Here is a 14783-nt window from a genome sequence, read left to right as displayed (position 1 = left end):
GCGGCCCATCATTCAAGGAGTCTCAGATGAGCACTGGAAAGTTGGTCGTAGCCGTCGTTGGCGCAACGGGCGCCGTGGGACGTGAGATGCTCAAAACCCTTGAAGCCCGCGACTTTCCGGCCACCCAGGTGCGGGCTTTCGCTTCGTCGCGCTCGGCCGGCTCGACCGTACCCTTCAAAGGCGGCGAACTCGTCGTCGAGGAGCTCCAGGAGCAGTCCTTCCCCGGCATCGACCTGGCCCTGTTCTCGGCCGGCGGCACCACGTCGAAACACTTCGCGCCCTTCGCGGTCAAGGCCGGTTGCGTGGTGGTGGACAACTCCAGCGCCTGGCGCATGGACCCCAAGTGCCCCCTGGTGGTTCCCGAGGTCAATCCGCACGACGTGGACTGGCACAATGGCATCATCGCCAATCCCAACTGTTCCACCATTCAGATGGTGGTGGCCTTGAAACCCCTGCACGACGCGGCCACGATCAAGCGGGTGGTGGTCTCCACCTACCAGGCGGTCTCCGGCACGGGACAGAAGGCCATCGAGGAACTGGAACGCCAGGTGCGCCAGCTCTTCAACGGGCAGGAAGCCGAGTGCAAGGTCTATCCCTATCAGATCGCCTTCAACTGCCTTCCCCAGATCGACGTGTTCTCGGAAGGGGACTACACCTTCGAAGAGATCAAGATGATCAAGGAAACGGCCAAGATCATGGGTGACGAGTCCATCAAGGTCACCGCCACCACGGTGCGCGTGCCGGTGTTCTACGGGCACAGCGAGTCGGTGAACCTGGAGTTCGAAAAGCCCATCACCCCGGCCGAAGCCAGGGCCATTCTTTCCCAGGCCCCAGGCGTGCAGGTCTACGACAATCCTTCGGAAAAGATGTACCCCATGGCCATCGTGGCCGCGGGCGAGGACGAAGTGTTCGTGGGTCGCATCCGGGCGGACAACACCGTGGAAAACGGGCTCAACCTGTGGGTGGTGGCCGACAACATCCGCAAGGGCGCGGCGCTTAACGCCGTGCAGATCGCCGAGCTGCTGCTGGCCAAGGGCAAGCTGCACGTGTAGGTGGATTCAAAAGGAACGCGCCGAACCCGGCGCGACCATGAAAAAGGGGCCTTCGCGGCCCCTTTTTTGCGTCTATTGCACCGTCTGCCAGTCGTCCAGTTTCCAGATCGACTTGGGGTCGGCGTCGTCCCGGACGAAACGCCAGACCTCGTGGATGGTCTTGGATTCGCTGGTTTTGGGACTGTCGCTCACCGTGGCTTCGTAGCGCACGTCGGCCACGCTGTTGCCGTTTTCGTGGCGCAGTTCCGTCAGGTTGGCGTTCACGAGCAGGGCGTCGAAGGTTTCGGGGTCGGGATTCCCGGACGCCCAGGCCTGAAACCGCGCCTGCATGGTGGGCGTGGTGAACTGGGCCAGGTCGCCCAGGTCGCGCTGGGCCCAGGATTTGCGCAGACGCACGTACATGGCCTTGGCCCCGCGCAGGAAGTCCGCCTCGTCAAAGGCCTGGTCCATTGCGCCTTCAGGCAGGGGGGGCGAGTCGTTCGATGTTTCGTTTTGGCGCGCCGGGTGTTCCAAATCGCCGCCGCGGCCCTGAACGTCCGTGCCGCCGAAATGTTCCCACATGGCCTGGGCCTGGGCGCGGCGGCGATCCATGCCGTCGCCCTGGTCTTCCGGGCCGCGCGGGGACACGTCGTAGGTGTGGGGGCCTTCCTGGTCGTCCTTGTTGCGGTTCATGAGGTTGCCGATCAGGCGCACGGCGAAATACGCGGCAAGCCCCAGCAGGATTGCCTCGAACACGCCGAGCGAGGCCAGGCGCGCGGGCAACTCGAAGGCCAGGGCCGAACGGGCCGTGGCCAGCACGAGTGTCGCGGCCAGGGCCAGCAAAGGGATGTTCATGGTTAGCCTATGACCCCCAGGTTCTTGAGCAGATGCAAAAGAACCTGCTTGTCCAGAGGTTTGGGAACGTAGGACGTGGCCCCGCCCTTGTAGTAGGCCTCCACGACGTTTTTGGGATCGTCCAGCGCGGTCGTCATGATGACCTTGGCCTCCTGGGCCTGGGGAATGTTGCGTTCCCGCTCGATGGCCCGGATGCGCTTGAGCGCTGTCTGTCCGTCCATTTCAGGCATCATGATGTCCATGCAGATGAGGTCGTAGGGCGCGCCTTCGTCCAGGGCGTGGGTGAAGGCGGAAATGGCCTCCAGCCCGTTCACGGCGATGTCCACATCACCGTGGGGAGCGAGAAACTTCTGCAAAAGTTTGCGGCTGGCGAAATCATCCTCCACGACAAGCGCTTTCATACAGTCCCCCGAGTCGTTCATGAATAGCGGGAAATCTAGCAAAGGGCGCGGTCCCGCACAAGGTTTTTGTCCTTGAAAAGAGCACGTCGCTTTGGCATGGATGCCGATTATGGCGACCAACATGCTGAAAGTTGACGATCTTTCCGGTCATGTAAACTGGTTTGCGCGCTTCGTGGACGGGTACCTGACCGGCCACTCCGAAGACGACGAAAACCTTTTGCTCAAGCGCGAACATTCCTTCAGGGTGCTGGAGGAGGCCCGGGCCATGATCGGCGAACTGCCCCGTCGTCTAGCCGACCAGGGGCTGCTCGCCGCTTTGTATCACGACGTGGGCCGTTTCGACCAGTACGTTCGGTACAAGACCTTCAAGGATCCCCTGTCGGAAAACCACGGGGCGCTCGGGGTCAAGGTGCTGCGCCGCACCCGCGTGCTGCGGGAGCTGGATCGCGCGGATCAGGTGCTGGTGGCCGCCGCCGTGGTCATGCACAACCGCTGCCGCATCCCCGCGCGTGTCGGGCCGGACTACCGCGTGGTGACCAACTTGGTGCGCGACGCCGACAAGCTCGACATCGTGCGCGTCATGCTCGATTACATTCGTCCCGGGGGCAAGCGTTCCGACGTGATCACCCTGCACCTGGCCAACGAGCCGGGCCGCTACACCCCCGAGCTCGTCCGACAGGTCGAGGCCGGCCGGCTGGGGGATTACCGGTCCATGCGTTACATCAACGACTTCTGCCTGCTGCTTTTGAGCTGGACCTACGACCTGAACTTTCGACCGGCGCGCCGGACCTTTCTCGACCGGGGATACCTGGACGAACTGTTCTCCCTGCTGCCCGTCAACGCGGAGTTGACGCGCCTCAAGGACCGTATCTATAGCGTTCTTCAGAAGTGACGGCGTTTCGTCACAATACGACAGCCAAAAGGTGCGTTTTGCCAGCCTACGATCTTCCCCCCGTACGTCTGGACGTCGTGGTTTTGGTCTCCAATTCCGAGGACCACATCCGCCGCGACCGGCAGAGCCTCAAGGCCTTGCGGCCCGGCCAGGTGCTGCAATTTTCCACCGGCTCCGAAGCCATCGACTTCCTGGGCGACAACCATGCCGATCTGGTGCTGGTGGACGCCGCCCTGGGCGACATGGACGGGGTGAAGTTCCTGCGGCTTTTGCGCCTGAACATGAACCTCAAAGAGTTGCCCGTGGTCATGGTCACGGCGGAAAGCAAGAAAAACCGGGTGCTTGAAGCCATCGCCGCCGGTGTGGACGGCTATGTGCTCCGGCCCTATTCGGCCGAGACGTTTCACAACCACGTCACCCGGGCCGTCAAGCTGGAACGCATGGCCGAGATCGAGCAGTCCCAGTTGGTGGAAGCCCGCCAATCCCTGGCCGCCGGACGCTACGACGAGGCCATCGAAACCTTCGAAAGCCTTCTCACCGAGGACAATCAGGCCCAGAAGTACTACGACCTGGGTTGCAAGTACCTCATGCGCCAGAAGTACGGTCAGGCCATCATCGCCTTCAAGAAGGCCGTCAAGCTCAACGACCTCTTCGCCGAGGCCTACAAGGGGCTGGCGGAGGCATACAAGGGCAAGGGCGACCTGGACGGCTACAAGCACTATCTGCAAAAAGCCGCCGAAACCTTCGCCCATTTCAATCGCCTGGAAGAGACCAAGGAACTGTTCATCGAGATTCTCAAGTTCGACGCGGAAAGTCCCAACCCCTTCAACACGTTGGGCGTGCGTCTGCGACGATCCGGAGATCTGCCCGGAGCGCTGCACGCCTACGAGCAGGCTCTGGAACTCACGCCCAACGACGAGAACATCCATTTCAACATGGCCAAGGCCTACTTCTTCACCGGAAGAATCAAGCCCGCGCAGGAGTGCGTGCTCAAGGCCATGTGGCTCTGTCCCACCTTCGAGGAAGGACGAAAGCTCCATCTCAAACTCTTCGGACGCGACTACCAGCGCCCCAAGGAGCCACCCAACGGCATGGAGGCCCTGAGCGGACGCAGCTCCCATTCCCGAAGCGAACGCGATATGGTGGAATAGCTTTCATCCCCTTCGAATAAAAGGCAATACTTTCAAACGGTAAAATTGTTTCAGAAGCCTGTTGAGGTGGTTTGTCACTGTTATTATATGTTTATTGGTATTCATGATAACGAAGTTTGTCCTCCTCAGGCTCTTTCATGTTGACATCATAATTCAAGAGAATTACGTATACGTGCATATGTTGTGACGTGTTTCACGAAGCCTTTGCTAAGGGAAACGTGTTCGAATCCTTCTTTCGGTGAAATAGTTTCTGCTTTTTTGTCTTTCGGTGCGTATTTGCGGGAGCATCTCACGATGCTATATGGTTGTATTTGTTTTTTGCTCGTGGATTTTTGTTGCCGCAAGGGGTGTGAGAAGTGGCTAATCGGCTAAGCGATTGGGCTGTTGCGAAATTGTTGGACTCCAAACGAAGGAAAAAACGTGGTATAAAAAGGTCTCGTAATCGTATTAACCCAATGGAACTTCTGGTTAATACGCGTTCCCTCGACAATAAAAATGTTTGGGTGCTGATTGCTACCTCGGTTGTTTTTCCGTTAATATTGACTGTGGGAATGTATGTTACGACGTTCCTGTCGGAATACGACAAGCAAAACGCCGTTCTGATTGAACAGTTCTCTCAGAGTTACTCAACCTATCTTTCTCTTGCCGATGAGTATTATTATACGGTTTGCCGATGTGGTCATGTAAAAGGGTACGTTGCGGATGTACCAAGTAATTGTGAGGATGAGAACCGATTTAATAGGCGTATATCAATAAAAAGAAGGATGCTTGAGGCTCGTCAGCCCGATGGACTTCTTACTCTTATTCAGTCGTTGTTCGAAGAACTCTCTGTTAAGAATAAAGCGAAAGAGTTGAAAGACGCTACAGATAGTTTGACAAGGTGTCTGACTTGTGAAGCTAAGCCAAAAGATTTTGAAGCGGAAATGGATAAAGCGAACAAACTGTATATAGAGTTGCTGCAGGCTATGTCCAAGCGCAGGGGGCTCCTTTCGAGAATCATGCGTATTAAAAGGGAAGGGGAGTAATGAGCTTTAGAACGATTCTGATACTAGTTGTGGTGCTTCTTCCGTTGTCATGCACGCGTTATGGCGCTCCCATCAAAAAAGAGGGACAGGACATAGAGCAGAAGCAGACGGTAAGAGTGCCCGATGCGGTGAAAAAGTCGGGCGATGTGCCTGGTTCTGAATAGGTTGTGCAAGGTGGGGATTGCCACAGACTGGTGCGGCTGGGTAATTATGTTAATGCGAATTTTATCCTGCGCAATTATCATATGCTCGTGTCTTGCCTGTGGATGCTCTGGAGCATTGTCTACAGAAGCCTTGGTCCCCGTGCCATGGTTTGATCTCGCGGTACAATCTGTTGATTGCTATAATAAAAGGTATAAAATCGATCTGCAGTCAATGCAGCATGATATGCAGGAAGAGATTGCCTCGGAAAATAGGGTTGCAAACAATCCTTTGATTAAAATTAATATAAATGGAAAGCAGGTCAAAGCAAAGCCGAAAACGGCATATATGACACGGTCAAAACAAATAGGTCCAAATGATTATCTCCTAACGTGTGGAAGGTTCGCTAAGCTCGATCGACAGAAAGGGGAGGAATACTGCTGGGCAGCCTGCGTTAGTGTATTCATTTGTTGACCCAATTGCGCCAGCGCTTTCCCCGCGTTTGGGTATAGCAGTTTCCGAGTTTTACATCGTGGATCCAGAAAACGCCCAGCAAACAATGGTAAAGACTGAAGATATTGTGGAAAGAATATATTTTCTCATGTCATATTCAACAAGTTAATGTTCTCTGATACCGCTACTTTGCCTTGACAGATCCTTCCCTCTCTCGGCAAAATACCCATGGATCGCTAGGGGTGGTCATCTGAGAGCCGGTTGAGGCCGGCAACCCTTTGCACCTGACCTGGGTAATGCCAGCGTAGGGAAGCGATACGGCCAGCGAAAGGGCATCTTCCTTTTTCGGCGCGTCGTATCGCCGCTCTTCCTCTTGGAAGGGTGGCGTTCGTTTTTTCCACCGCAGCCATTTTCCTTTTCCCCTTGCCTCCCGCTTCGCGCATCGGCCGGAGCGAACCGTTTCTTGCGGAGGCTCGACATGTCCCTTGACGAACGCATCATTTCCGAAGCCATTCTCACCCGGTATTTCGAGAAGTTCAAATCCAGCCTGGATCTGGACGCCGCCATTGTGGGCGGCGGGCCTTCCGGTCTGGTCGCGGCCTGGAAGCTGGCCCGGCAGGGGTTCAACGTGGCCCTGTTCGAGCGCAAGCTTTCGCTCGGCGGCGGTATGTGGGGCGGCGGCATGACCTTCAACGCCATCGTGGTGCAGGAGGAAGCCCGGCCCGTGCTGGACGAATTGGGCGTGCCCACCCAGATTTTTCGGGACGGCTACTACACGGCCGACGCCGTCACCTCCACGGTCACCCTGGCCGCCCAGGCCTGTCAGGCCGGGGTCAAGGTCTTCAACTGCTTCACCGTGGAGGACGTGGTGCTGCGCGAAGAGGGCGGCGTCAAACGCCTGACCGGGTTGGTGGTCAATTCCACGCCGGTTGAAATGTCCGGCCTGCACGTGGACCCCTTGGTGATCCATTGCACCTGCGCCATAGAAGCCACCGGACACGATGTGGAGGTGCTCAAGACCCTGATGCGCAAAAACGATGTGCGCCTGAGCACCCCGAGTGGAAAGATAGAAGGCGAACAGTCCATGTGGGCTCACGTCGCCGAGGAGAACACGCCCAAGAACACTCGCGAAGTCTTTCCCGGACTCTGGGTGGCCGGCATGGCCGCCAACGCCACCTTCGGCTCCTACCGCATGGGACCGGTCTTCGGCGGCATGCTGCTTTCCGGCGTGGAGGTGGCCCGTCAGGTCGCCGAACGCCTGGGCGGAGGAAAATAGGCCCAGGGAACAGGTAAGGAAAACCGTTCAGGGAAAGAATCGGACGCGCGCCGGTTCTTTCCCTGCCGCCCCTCTCGCGGGGCGTTTTCCCGGTCCACTTCGCGGCGGTTTTGCCGTATGCTCGCGCTCGCCAAGTCGGTTTTTCCGGGGCGCGCCGTCTGGCTCCTCCCGGTCAGGATCGAAGCCGACCCGGCTGGTGGGTCACACGGGGCTTCCCCCAATTTTTTCGCCAGCCCGAAGAGGAGAGCCATGATATGAACATTACCTGGAGCAAAGTCGACGATCAACGCTACGTCCTGGTGTTGGGCAAGGCCCTGCTGGTGGCGGTGGTCTACGAGCAGCTCACGCCCGTGGGCTGGAAGGTGCAGGTCGGCAGACGCGCCCTGAAGGACAAGTTCGCCAAGCTGGAGGACGCGCAGAAGATCGCCCTGGCCTTTGCGGACAAGGTGGCGGCTTCCATCCTCTCCGACCTGGAGGAATTGCGCGCCGCCGGCGCCCTGCCGCCCAAGTCCTGAGCCGCGTCCCGGAACGCAAGCCGGGGAGTGGAGGGCTCTACTGGGCCGCCTGGGCGCACAGGCCGTGCAATCCGGCGAAGCTGTCGTCCAGGCTGGCGGATTCGGACACCTGTTGTTGCAGGTAGGCCCGGATGGGCCCCACCATGCGGATGGAGCGGTCTATGTCCGGGTTGGCCCCGGCCTGATACGCTCCGATGTTCACCATGTCTTCCACGCGTTTGTAGGTGGCCAGCAGGCGGATCACCTCGCGCCCGGCGGCCACGGCGTCCGGGGGGGTCACGTCGGAGCGCAGACGGCTGACGCTGCGCAACACGTCGATGGCGGGAAAGTGGCCCTGGTCGGCCAGGTCGCGGGTGAGCACGATGTGGCCGTCGAGAATGGACCGGGTGGAGTCCGCGATGGGTTCGTTGAAGTCGTCGCCGTCCACGAGAACGGTGTAGATGCCGGTGATGGAGCCGAACTGGTTGCGCCCGGCCCGCTCCAGGAGCTTGGGCAGGTGGGCGAACACCGAGGGCGTGTAGCCCCTGGTGGTGGGCGGTTCTCCGGCGGCCAGACCGACTTCGCGTCCGGCCATGGCGAAGCGGGTTACCGAGTCCATCATGAGGATCACGTCCGCGCCCAGGTCGCGAAAGAATTCGGCCATGGCCGTGGCCGCGTAGGCCGCCCGCATGCGCACCAGCGGGCTCTGGTCCGAGGTGGCCACCACCAGCACCGATCGGGCGAGTCCTTCCGGTCCCAGATCTTTTTCGATAAATTCCAGCACCTCGCGGCCGCGTTCGCCGATCAGCCCGATGACGTTTACGTCGGCCAGGGTGTTGCGCGCGATCATGCCCATGAGGGTGGACTTGCCCACGCCCGAGCCGGCCATGATGCCCACGCGCTGGCCCTTGCCCAGGGTGAGCAGGCCGTTGATGGCCCGCACGCCCACGTCCATGGCGTCGGTGATGCGCGGGCGGGATAGCGGGGAGGGCGGTTCTCCGTAGAGTGCCTGGAACGTCTCGGGTTCGATGGGGCCCTGGTTGTCGATGGGCTGGCCGAAGGCGTCGATGGCCCGGCCCAGAAAAGTGCGGCCCACGGGCAGCAGCGGAGGCGTGGACGTGTTCTGGATGAGCGATCCGGGACGCACTCCGCGCAACTCGCCATAGGGCATGAACAGGCAGGAGTCGTCGCGAAATCCCACCACCTCGGCGGGGACGCCCTCTTCTTCGCGTCCGTCGGGCATGAGCCGGCACACGGCTCCCAACGGGGCGCGGATGCCCCGGCCTTCGGCGATGAGCCCCACCACCTTGCTCACCTTGCCGTAGGTGCTCACGGGCTCCATGTCGTGCAGAAGTTCGATGCAGGCTTGGGCGTCCATGGGTTAGCCTTCGGGAGAGGTGAATTCCGTGTGGGACAGAAGCTCGGCGATCTGGGCGTAGCGGGGGCCCACGGCGTTGTCCACGAGTCCGGCCTCGCTTTCCAGGCGCACGCCGCCTCCGACCAGGGCCGGATCGGAACGCACCCGCCAGGGACCCAGCCCCGGATGGGCCTCCTTGGCCCGGGCCAGCAGCTCATGCACGCCGGCTTCGTCTTCAGGGGCCACCACGACAGTGAAGCCGTTCCGGGTGTCGAGAAGCTCCACGGCCTGGTCCAGCAGGTTGCCCAGGATGTCCTGGCGGCGCTCGGAAAGTTCGGTGTGCAGGGTTTTTTCCACGGCCAGACGCAAAAGGGCGGCGAACTCCTGACGGTGCATGGTCCACAGGGCGTGGCGTTCGCCCTCCAGCCCGGCCAGCAGGTGGGAAAGTTGTTGGCCCAGGGACAGGATTTGGGCGTCGCACTGGGACTTGGCCTGGTCCAGGCCCTGCACGAATCCCTCCTGGCGGGCCTGCTCGCGCAGGACTTCGGCTTCCGCCATGGCCTGGGACAAAATTTCCCGGGCCTTGGCCTGGGCCTTGGCCCGGACCCGGTTCCAGAAGGCCAGCTCGGCCTGCTCGTCGAGTTCCTGCTTCTTGGTCCCCTCCATTTCGAGGACCGTCATTTCCGAAGGCCCCTTGGCGCCCGTGCCCAGGATCACCCGGGCGTTGCCGGGCAGAAAGCCCCCCGGGTTGTCCCCGGCCTCAGATGAAGACATCGCCGCCTCCGCGTCCTATGGCGATCTTGCCCTCGGCTTCGAGCCTGCGCACGGTCTTGACCACGTTCTGCTGGGCGCCTTCCACGTCGGCCAGGCGCACGGGGCCCATGATTTCCAGGTCTTCCTGGATCATGGTGGCGGCGCGCTCGGACAGGTTGCGGAAAAACTTGCTCTTGAGTTCGTCGCTTGCGCCCTTGAGGGCCTGGGTGAGCTCCTCGTTGGAGACCTCCTTGAGCAACTCGCGGATGGAGCGGTCGTCCAGGGCCTTGATGTCTTCGAACACGAACATGAGGTTGCGGATGTCTTCGGCCATCTGGGCGGATTCTTCTTCGATTTCCGAGAGCACCTCTTCCTCGGTGGCGCGGTCCACGGAGTTGAGGATTTCCGCCACCGCCGGGATGCCGCCCACCTTCTTGCCTTCCTTTCCGCCCATGGCGATGAGCTGGTTTTGCAACACCTTGTCCACTTCCATGAGCATTTCTTCGGCCACGGCCTCCAGCTTGGCCAGGCGCATGAGCACCTCGGCCCGCACGCCCGTGGGCAGGTTCTGCAAGAGTTCCGCCGCCTGGTCCGAGTGCAGGTGGCCGAGAATGAGCGCCAGGGTCTGCGGGTGTTCGTTGCGCAGAATCTGGGCCAGGATGCGCGGCGAGACGTTTTCCAGTTCCTGGAAGGGAATGGGGCCGGAGGATATCTCCAGGGAGTCGAGGATGTACTTGGCCGTGTCCGAATCGAGGGACTTGGCCAGCATGCGCTTGACCGTCTCGGCCCCGCCCACCAGCATTTCCTGACCGAACTGCATGGACTCGTTGAATTCCTTGAGCACTTCCTCGATATTTTCCTTCTCCACGGTGTCGATTTCCAGCATGGCCTTGGAGATTCGGGCGATTTCGCCCCGGTCCATGCGTTTGAACACTTCGGAGCAGAACTTGTCCCCGAGGGCGAGGCACAAGACGGCGGTCTTTTGCGGTCCGGTCAGGTCCATGGACTAGGAGGCCTCCTGCTTCAGCCAGCCGCGCAGAACCGTTATGGCCTGTTCGGTGTTGGCCTCGAAGAGCTGTTGCGCCAGGGTCTTGGCGTTTTCCAGGCGCTTGGAGATTTCCAACAGTTCGGTTTCCTCTTCTTCCGGCTCGGCCAGGGCGATGCGACGTTCGGCCTCCGGCAGACGGGAGAGGGCTTCCACCTCTTCGCGGCTGACCCGGGGCCGGATGAGCGCCATCACCACCGGCCGCACCACCAGGAGCAGGAAGAGGAACACCAGCACACCGTTCAGGAAGGGCTTGCCCAGGCGCTGGGCGTATTCCAGCATGGTCTGGGACAGGCTCGGCTCGGCCAGCAGCTTACGTTCGCCAAACGACATGCAGCTCACTTCCAGCGTGTCGCCGCGCTTTTCGTCGATTCCCACCGCGCCGGACACGGCCTGCTTGATGCGCGCGAGTTCTTCGGCGCTGCGGGGAATATACTTCGTTTCCTTGCTGTTGGGGTCCTGAACGTAGTCCACGATAACCGCAACGCTTAAGCGCTGCAACTCCCCGGTGGGGGAGACGATGTTCTGCTCTTCGCTGTTGATCTCGTAGTTGGTGGAGCGCGATTCCTGGCTGGAGTCGTTCTTGGCCTGGGTGCCGGAGAAGCCGTCGGCCCGGAAGTTCGTCTCGGGCACCGCGCCGTCCACGCTGGACTTGTTGGTGGTGGAGGACTCCGTGCGCTGCTCGGAGCGGACCACGGTGACGTTGGGATCGAAGCTCTGGCGGCGCGTGGTGCGCTGGGCGAAGTCCAGCTTGGCCGTGACCTTGGCGATGGCCTTGCCTCCGCCCACGATGGGGGTCAGCAGGTCTTCGATCTTGGTCTCCAGGGCGTTCTGGTAGGTGTTCTTGAACTCGAACTGGGTGGTGGTCATGCCGTCCACCGAAGTGCCGTCCTTGGGCTGGACGAGAATGCGCCCCGTGGTGTCCGTGATGGTGACGCGGCTGGGGTCCAGGCCCTCGACGCTCATGGCCACGAAATTGACGATGCCCTGCAACTGCTTGGGTTCGAGCTTGGCTCCGTTCTTGAGCGTGAGCACCACCGAGGCGCTGGGCTTGCGCTGCTCCTCGATGAACAGGCTCTTCTGGGGCAGCACCAGGTGAACCCTGGCGCGTTCCACCGGGGGAAATTCGGAAATGGTGCGGGCCAACTCGCCCTGCAAGGCCCGCTGGTAGTTGATGCGCTGCACGAAATCGGTCTGGCCCACCTTGGCTTCGTCGAACACCTCGAAGCCCAGGCCCGCGCCGCGCAGCTTGCCTTCACCCGCGATGCGCAGGCGGGTTTCGCTCACCTTGTCCACGGGCACGAGCACCGTGGCTCCGCCGTCTTCCAGGCGGAAGGGAATCTTGTTGGCCCGCAGGGTTTCCACCACGCGGTTGGCGTCGTCCTGGGAGAGCTTGGAGAAAAGGACCTTGTATTCCGGCTGGTTGAGCCACACGATCATGAGAATGAACGCGGCCAGAACGCTCGCGGCCATGCCGGCGAAAAGCGTGCGCTGGGCCAGGGTGCGTCCCGACCAGAATCGGGTGGCCTGGTCCCAAAGGGTCTTGACGAGTTGAGGCATGGCGAAGCTCCTGGGTCTTTTCTCGTGATCGGGCGGGGGGCGGGCGAGCCCCGTTTCACCGGGTGGATGCGTCGGCTGGCGCCTAGAACGGCATCTTCACCAGTTCCTTGTACATGTCGAGCACCTTGCCGCGAACGGCGGTGGTCATGTTCATGGCCAGTCCGGCCTTTTGCAACTGGATCATCAGTTCGTGCACGTTCTGATTCTCGCCCGAGGCGAAGGCCTCGACCATGTTGTCCTTCTTGGCCTGCTGGGCGTTGACTTCGGAAAGCGAGTTCTTGAGCGCGTTCATGAAGCCGCCGTCCTGGGTCTTTCCGGTCCCCAGGCTCTTGGAGACCATGGAGTCCACGGCCTGACCCTGGGCGAGTCCGCCCTGCATCATGGCGGTGCGATAGGCGTTCATGGCGATGGGGTTGATGGCCATGGCGGTTCTCCTTAGCGTCCGATTTCAAGGGCCTTGTTGTACATGGCCTTGACGGTGTTGATGGTGGAGGTGTTGGCCTCGTACGAGCGGCTGGCCGAGATCATGTTGGTCATTTCTTCCACGACGTTGATGTCGGGGTACTGCACGTAGCCGTTCTGATCCGCGTCGGGGTGCCCGGGCTCGTAGACCTGCTTGGGGGGGCGGGTGTCGTTGACGATGCCGGTCACCCGCACGCCGGCCATCTCGTCGTCCATGGCGCTGCGCATGGCCTTGGTGAAGGCGTTGTCGAGCTTGGTGGTCTTCATGGCCACGGACTTGCGCTGGTAGGGGCCTTGTCCGTCCATGGTCTTGCTGGTCTTGGCGTTGGCCAGGTTCATGGAAACGACGTTCATATAGGTGCGCTGGGCCGAAAGGCCCGAAGCGCCTATGTCGAGGGCGGTCATGAAATCCATGGTTACTTGCCTCCTTCGGTGATGACCTTTTGAATGCCTTCAAAACCCGACTTCACCACCGTGGTCAGGGCGTTGTACATGAGGGAGTTCTTGGCCATGGTGGCCATTTCCTTGTCCAGGTCCACGGAATCCTGGCCGTATATGGTGCGGGGCTTGAATTCCCTGAGCACGTCCCCGGAAAACTTTTCGACATTGAAGGGCGTGGGCACGTGCCGGCGATTGGTGCGGGTGAGTTCGTCCCGGATGCCGGTTCCGAGAGCGGTCTGGAGCTCGGATTCGAATTCCAGGGAGCGCGCCTTGTAGTTGGGCACATTGATGTTGGCCAGGTTGGACATGACAAGGTTTTGACGCTCCAGGCGCATATCCATGACTTTGGCGATAAGCGCTGTGTTGGGTCCGAAAATGTTCGACATGGCCTGGCTCCTTGCTTGGCGGCTGTTTTTTCCCGCCCGAATGCTTGGCGGCATCCGCTTGCGCGAAGGAAGAAAGCAATAACCATTCCATGAGTGTAACTCGCTGGAATGAAAAATTATCTTGTGATGCGGAAGCGACAAGGTTTCGGCGGGAGAGACTTCGGAATGGGCCCGCCCAACCGGCTAAAATTGCCTGTTTCGGGGCTTGGCACAGGCTTTGCTAAGCGAAAATCGCCTGCGTCGCCGGTCCCCGGGAGGGACACAACGGCCCGCGGCGGTGAAACGGGGAGAGGGAGGACCAGGAGGGGCCTCCCCGCGCAATGCAGCGAAACGGACGTCAAGCCAAGGCAGATCAGGCCCGGCGCCCACGCACGAAAGGGGACACCCAATGAGCGGCAACCTGGACTACGAAATCAACAAGGAACTCGGCGAATGCTACCTGTACATGGGCGACTTGGACAGGTCGGAAGAGTACTATCGCAAGGCCATGGGTTCGGGCGACAGGCATCCCGAACCGTATCTCGGCCTGGCCACCATATCGGTGCACCGGGGGGAGCTCGATTTGGCGCTGGATTTCTACAGGGGCGCGGCCGCCATCGACAGCGATGACCGTTCCCTTTCCGGCATGGCGCTCATCGAAATGGAAAAGGGCGACCATGACAACGCCTTTGTCCACTTTCGCCAAGCCCTGGTGAAGAACCCGGAAAACCTGGTGGCGCTCTACAGCCTCATTCGGTTGGCCCACGCCCTGGGGAGGGTGGAGCAGGTGCTTGGCCATCTGGAAGATTACTTGGCCATTGATCCGCTCAAGCACGAGATTCGCTATTCCCTGGCCGGGTGTCTGGTCACTCTGGGACGCGTGGCCGAGGCCAAGGTCCATCTCGAACGCATTCTCGAACACGATCCGGCCAACACCTGCGCCGTGGAGCTCAAGGAGCATCTGGCGGCCAAGGCGGCCTGACGAACATATTTTTCCAAATCTCCCCTCCCCCATTGGTTTCCGGTCCGGCACGCTCCCGGCGACCGGACCGGAAACCAAATTCAATTTACGGGGAGGACG

At 60.5% G+C, this 14783-nt stretch carries 16 protein-coding genes and 1 riboswitch; of the genes, 7 read left to right on the top strand and 9 right to left on the bottom strand.

The annotated features are described in order from the left end of the window. Positions 1-26 precede the first annotated feature (26 nt). Complete coding sequence (locus tag ACYQ01_RS06475) at positions 27-1052, top strand: aspartate-semialdehyde dehydrogenase (RefSeq protein WP_459933011.1); 1026 nt, start codon at positions 27-29, stop codon at positions 1050-1052. Between the two features lie 72 nt (positions 1053-1124). On the opposite strand, the gene ACYQ01_RS06470 is transcribed toward ACYQ01_RS06475, so the two are convergent. Together ACYQ01_RS06470 and ACYQ01_RS06465 are read right to left on the bottom strand one after the other, a co-directional pair. After that, entirely contained in the window at positions 1125-1886 is a 762-nt protein-coding gene (locus ACYQ01_RS06470) for a TIM44-like domain-containing protein (RefSeq protein ID WP_459933010.1), read from the bottom strand. A 2-nt stretch (positions 1887-1888) separates the two neighbouring features. After that, positions 1889-2287 carry a response regulator gene (locus ACYQ01_RS06465; RefSeq protein ID WP_459933009.1) on the bottom strand — a complete coding sequence of 133 codons (399 nt, stop codon included), beginning with the start codon at positions 2285-2287 and terminating at the stop codon, positions 1889-1891. A 121-nt stretch (positions 2288-2408) separates the two neighbouring features. On the opposite strand from ACYQ01_RS06465, the gene ACYQ01_RS06460 reads away from it, so the two are divergent. The 5 genes from ACYQ01_RS06460 to ACYQ01_RS06440 all read left to right on the top strand — a co-directional run bounded on the left by ACYQ01_RS06460 (position 2409) and on the right by ACYQ01_RS06440 (position 7740). Beyond that, a complete protein-coding gene (locus tag ACYQ01_RS06460; RefSeq protein ID WP_459933008.1) occupies positions 2409-3179 on the top strand; it encodes an HD domain-containing protein in 771 nt (256 codons plus the stop codon). Positions 3180-3217: 38 nt separating this feature from the next. Then, entirely contained in the window at positions 3218-4330 is a 1113-nt protein-coding gene (locus ACYQ01_RS06455) for a tetratricopeptide repeat protein (protein WP_459933007.1), read from the top strand. Between the two features lie 455 nt (positions 4331-4785). Continuing rightward, positions 4786-5355 (top strand): hypothetical protein, encoded by a 570-nt coding sequence (locus ACYQ01_RS06450; protein ID WP_459933006.1) that lies wholly within the window; start codon positions 4786-4788, stop codon positions 5353-5355. Positions 5356-6177: 822 nt separating this feature from the next. After that, a riboswitch (TPP riboswitch) is annotated at positions 6178-6277 on the top strand. A gap of 150 nt (positions 6278-6427) precedes the next feature. Beyond that, positions 6428-7225, top strand: coding sequence for a sulfide-dependent adenosine diphosphate thiazole synthase (locus ACYQ01_RS06445; protein ID WP_459933005.1), 798 nt, complete (start codon positions 6428-6430; stop codon positions 7223-7225). 254 nt (positions 7226-7479) lie between these two features. Further along, on the top strand, positions 7480-7740 hold the full coding sequence (locus ACYQ01_RS06440) for a hypothetical protein (protein WP_459933004.1): 261 nt from the start codon (positions 7480-7482) through the stop codon (positions 7738-7740). 37 nt (positions 7741-7777) lie between these two features. Here the strand turns inward: ACYQ01_RS06440 and ACYQ01_RS06435 are convergent, their stop codons facing one another. The 7 genes from ACYQ01_RS06435 to flgB form a co-directional block, all read right to left on the bottom strand. Beyond that, positions 7778-9097 carry a FliI/YscN family ATPase gene (locus tag ACYQ01_RS06435; RefSeq protein WP_459933003.1) on the bottom strand — a complete coding sequence of 440 codons (1320 nt, stop codon included), beginning with the start codon at positions 9095-9097 and terminating at the stop codon, positions 7778-7780. A 3-nt stretch (positions 9098-9100) separates the two neighbouring features. Continuing rightward, entirely contained in the window at positions 9101-9850 is a 750-nt protein-coding gene (locus tag ACYQ01_RS06430) for a FliH/SctL family protein (protein ID WP_459933002.1), read from the bottom strand. Then, the gene (gene fliG, locus ACYQ01_RS06425; protein ID WP_459933001.1) at positions 9837-10832 is read right to left on the bottom strand and encodes a flagellar motor switch protein FliG; all 996 of its coding nucleotides are present in this window, start codon (positions 10830-10832) and stop codon (positions 9837-9839) included. The genes ACYQ01_RS06430 and fliG overlap by 14 nt, the downstream gene beginning before the upstream one ends. 3 nt (positions 10833-10835) lie before the next feature. After that, a complete protein-coding gene (gene fliF / locus ACYQ01_RS06420; protein ID WP_459933000.1) occupies positions 10836-12434 on the bottom strand; it encodes a flagellar basal-body MS-ring/collar protein FliF in 1599 nt (532 codons plus the stop codon). 82 nt (positions 12435-12516) lie between these two features. Then, positions 12517-12858, bottom strand: a complete 342-nt coding sequence (fliE, locus tag ACYQ01_RS06415; protein WP_459932999.1) for a flagellar hook-basal body complex protein FliE — start codon at positions 12856-12858, stop codon at positions 12517-12519. A gap of 11 nt (positions 12859-12869) precedes the next feature. Beyond that, on the bottom strand, positions 12870-13310 hold the full coding sequence (flgC, locus tag ACYQ01_RS06410; protein WP_459932998.1) for a flagellar basal body rod protein FlgC: 441 nt from the start codon (positions 13308-13310) through the stop codon (positions 12870-12872). A 2-nt stretch (positions 13311-13312) separates the two neighbouring features. Beyond that, positions 13313-13723 carry a flagellar basal body rod protein FlgB gene (gene flgB / locus ACYQ01_RS06405; protein WP_459932997.1) on the bottom strand — a complete coding sequence of 137 codons (411 nt, stop codon included), beginning with the start codon at positions 13721-13723 and terminating at the stop codon, positions 13313-13315. A 388-nt stretch (positions 13724-14111) separates the two neighbouring features. Here flgB and ACYQ01_RS06400 point away from each other — a divergent pair, with 388 nt between their 5' ends. Beyond that, positions 14112-14684, top strand: a complete 573-nt coding sequence (locus tag ACYQ01_RS06400; RefSeq protein ID WP_459932996.1) for a tetratricopeptide repeat protein — start codon at positions 14112-14114, stop codon at positions 14682-14684. Positions 14685-14783 lie beyond the last annotated feature (99 nt).

This window comes from Fundidesulfovibrio butyratiphilus (assembly GCF_054657235.1).
This window is presented reverse-complemented; position numbering and strand designations above follow the sequence as displayed.

Bases quoted from the DNA above. Each gene is read 5' to 3' on its own strand.
- ACYQ01_RS06475 (WP_459933011.1), top strand. From the start codon at position 27: ATGAGCACTGGAAAGTTGGTCGTAGCCGTCGTTGGCGCAACGGGCGCC.
- ACYQ01_RS06470 (WP_459933010.1), bottom strand. From the start codon at position 1,886: ATGAACATCCCTTTGCTGGCCCTGGCCGCGACACTCGTGCTGGCCACG.
- ACYQ01_RS06465 (WP_459933009.1), bottom strand. From the start codon at position 2,287: ATGAAAGCGCTTGTCGTGGAGGATGATTTCGCCAGCCGCAAACTTTTG.
- ACYQ01_RS06460 (WP_459933008.1), top strand. From the start codon at position 2,409: ATGCTGAAAGTTGACGATCTTTCCGGTCATGTAAACTGGTTTGCGCGC.
- ACYQ01_RS06450 (WP_459933006.1), top strand. From the start codon at position 4,786: ATGGAACTTCTGGTTAATACGCGTTCCCTCGACAATAAAAATGTTTGG.
- ACYQ01_RS06445 (WP_459933005.1), top strand. From the start codon at position 6,428: ATGTCCCTTGACGAACGCATCATTTCCGAAGCCATTCTCACCCGGTAT.
- ACYQ01_RS06440 (WP_459933004.1), top strand. From the start codon at position 7,480: ATGAACATTACCTGGAGCAAAGTCGACGATCAACGCTACGTCCTGGTG.
- ACYQ01_RS06435 (WP_459933003.1), bottom strand. From the start codon at position 9,097: ATGGACGCCCAAGCCTGCATCGAACTTCTGCACGACATGGAGCCCGTG.
- ACYQ01_RS06430 (WP_459933002.1), bottom strand. From the start codon at position 9,850: ATGTCTTCATCTGAGGCCGGGGACAACCCGGGGGGCTTTCTGCCCGGC.
- fliG (WP_459933001.1), bottom strand. From the start codon at position 10,832: ATGGACCTGACCGGACCGCAAAAGACCGCCGTCTTGTGCCTCGCCCTC.
- fliF (WP_459933000.1), bottom strand. From the start codon at position 12,434: ATGCCTCAACTCGTCAAGACCCTTTGGGACCAGGCCACCCGATTCTGG.
- fliE (WP_459932999.1), bottom strand. From the start codon at position 12,858: ATGGCCATCAACCCCATCGCCATGAACGCCTATCGCACCGCCATGATG.
- flgC (WP_459932998.1), bottom strand. From the start codon at position 13,310: ATGGATTTCATGACCGCCCTCGACATAGGCGCTTCGGGCCTTTCGGCC.
- flgB (WP_459932997.1), bottom strand. From the start codon at position 13,723: ATGTCGAACATTTTCGGACCCAACACAGCGCTTATCGCCAAAGTCATG.
- ACYQ01_RS06400 (WP_459932996.1), top strand. From the start codon at position 14,112: ATGAGCGGCAACCTGGACTACGAAATCAACAAGGAACTCGGCGAATGC.